Here is a 2,799-nt window from a genome sequence, read left to right as displayed (position 1 = left end):
CCAGATCGTCTTGCCCCGACAGGCGCGCCAGCACCGCGCTCCACGCCGCCAGCACCGTCATGAACAAGGTCGTGCCGTGCTCCCCGCTCAAGCGTTTGAGCGCGCTTGTCGTGTCCGCATCGATGCACACGGGCACCTGTGCACCCGCAAATGATGGCTGCGCCGGACGCGGCCGATCGGTGGGTAGCTCCAGCAGCACCGGTGCGTCCGCGAGCGTCATGCGCCAATACTCGCTTTGCGCCTGCAGCCGCTCGCCCGAGAGCCATTGCCGCTGCCACGCCGCATAGTCCGGGTACTGAACCGCCAAGGGCGGCAACGGATCCGGCTGGCCCCGACAGGCGGCCGTGTACAGTGCGCTGAGTTCGCGCACCAGCACCTCGATCGACCAGCCGTCCGACACAATATGGTGCTGCGTCAGTACCAACATGTGCTCGTCGTCCGACAACTGAATCCCGCAGGCGCGCAGCAGCGGCCCCTGCGCCAGGTCAAACGGCGCCTGGGCGGCCTCTTCGCTGAGCTGCGCTAACTGGGCTTGCCTATCGGGCACGCCGCGCAGGTCATGCCAGGTCATCGGCACGCCCGTCTCGGCGGGTAGCAGCTGCACCTGCGGCTGACCGCCGACGCTGACGAACACCGAGCGCAGCGCCTCATGGCGGGCGAACAGCGCATCCAGTGCGTGCTGCCATGCGGCCCGATTCAGCGGCCCGTGCACACGCCACGCGAGCGACATATGATAGGTACGGCTCACGCCATCAAATTGTGCGAGAAACCATAGCCGCTGCTGCGCAAACGACAGCGGCAAATGGCCTTCGCGCGACACCGGCGCAATCTCAGGCAGCGTACCGGTACTGTGATGACGTCGCGCATCGATCGCCGCCGCGAACGCGGCCAGCGTCGGTGATGCAAATAGCGTGGCCAGTGGCACATCGGCACCCAGCCCAGCGATACGATTCAACAGCCGCACCCCGAGCAGCGAATGGCCGCCGAGCGCGAAGAAGCTATCATGCCGGCTGATGCGCTCGACACCAAGCAGCTCAGCCCAAATCGCCGCGAGGTCAGTTTCAAGCTCGCCTTGCGGCGCTTCGTACGCTTGATGCGCGAATGCCTCGGCGCTGGGTGCCGGCAGTGCACGCCGGTCCAGCTTGCCGTTCGGCGTCAGTGGGAACACATCGAGCCGCACGAACGCATTGGGTACCATATATTCAGGCAACGCGGCCGCCACATGCGCGCGCAAGGTACCCGCTAACGCCTCATCGGACTCAGCCACCACATACGCAACCAGGCGCTTAGTTTGCCCTTCGCCCATGACCAACACCACCGCGTCGTGCACCTGCGGGTGTTGGGTCAGGCACGCCTCGATCTCGCCCGGCTCAATGCGAAAGCCCCGGATCTTGACTTGATGGTCATTGCGACCCAGGAACTCCAAATTGCCATCGGGCAAATAGCGCGCCACATCCCCCGTCTTGTACATCCGCGCATCGGGCTCGTCCGTAAACGGATCGCGCACAAAGCGCTCGGCCGTGAGCTCAGGCCGGTTCAGGTAGCCACGCGCAACACCCGCTCCGCCAATATAGAGCTCACCCACCGCACCCAGCGGCACTGGCTGCTTGTGTGCATCGAGCAGGTAAAGTCGCGTATTTGCAATCGGTCGACCAATCGTGCGCCAGTCGCCCTCAACGTGAGTGATCTCATGGATCGTGGCACTCACTGTCGTTTCAGTCGGACCGTAACTATTTAACAAGCGTGGTCGATAGCCACGGCCTGTAAACCAGGCATTCCACGCCGACACGCTCACTGCATCGCCACTGATCATGACGGAGCGCACACTGTCTGCAATGGGAACATCTTCCTGGGCCAATTGCGCCCAAAATTGTACAGGTAACCCCACTACGCTTATGCGATGGGCTTGGCACAACGCCCAAAATTTCCTGGCCTCCACTAGCCAAGCATCCGTGCGTAGGACCAGTGCCGCACCCACGGTCAACGTGGAAAAAATTTCTTCTACTGACGTATCAAAGGCTGGCGATGCAAATTGCAACCGTCGGTCCTGTACACCCAACTCAAGTTGTTGAGGTAGCGCCGTAATCTGGTTGATCACACCACCGTGCCGAATTAAGACCCCTTTGGGCATACCGGTAGAACCGGATGTATAAATCACATACGCAAGATGATGGGATGTCAGATCCGGCACTAATGGATTCGTGTCCGCCCGATCCGGCAAGGTGTTCGGATCTAGCACCGTACGATCGGCCAACGCCGCCTCACCCAGTGCTGCCCGGCCCGCCGCATCCGCGAGCACAATCTGCGGCGTCGCATCCGCAAGAATATGCGCGAGGCGCTCGCCCGGATACGCCGGGTCCAGCGGCACATACGCCCCGCCTGCCTTCAGGATCGCCAGCAGCCCCACCACCATCGATGGCGAGCGCTCCACACAAATGGCCACCCGTGCATCGGGTTTGACACCCAGTTCGATCAGTCGATGCGCCAGGCGATTCGCTTGCGCATTCAACTGAGCATAACTCAGCGTCTGGTCCTCATAGACTAGCGCCGTGGTCTTGGGCGTGCGCTCGACTTGCGCTTCAAACAACTGGTGAATGCACAACTGCGACGGATAATCACATTCTGTCGCGTTCCACGTCTTGAGCAACAACGTACGCTCGGCCGGAGCCAGCAACTCAACGCGTGTCACAGGGTGCGCTGCGCCGGCAGCCATCGCCTGCAACATCGTCTGCAAATATCCGACGTGCCGCTCGATCGTCGCGCGGTCAAACAACGCGCTCGCATAGCCCAATGCGCCAA

The 2,799-nt window shown here is 62.1% G+C and carries 1 protein-coding gene; it reads right to left on the bottom strand.

The window, feature by feature from the left end; genetic code table 11:
• A partial coding sequence (locus KPG66_RS17220) for an amino acid adenylation domain-containing protein (RefSeq protein ID WP_237071657.1) occupies positions 1–2,799 on the bottom strand: 2,799 nt, incomplete at both ends.

Origin of the sequence: Mycetohabitans sp. B2 (genome assembly GCF_021733735.1) — a bacterium.
In the GTDB taxonomy this organism is placed as follows: domain Bacteria; phylum Pseudomonadota; class Gammaproteobacteria; order Burkholderiales; family Burkholderiaceae; genus Mycetohabitans; species Mycetohabitans rhizoxinica.
The sequence above is the reverse complement of the archived record's forward strand: the minus strand, read 5'-3'. Positions and strand labels throughout refer to the sequence as shown.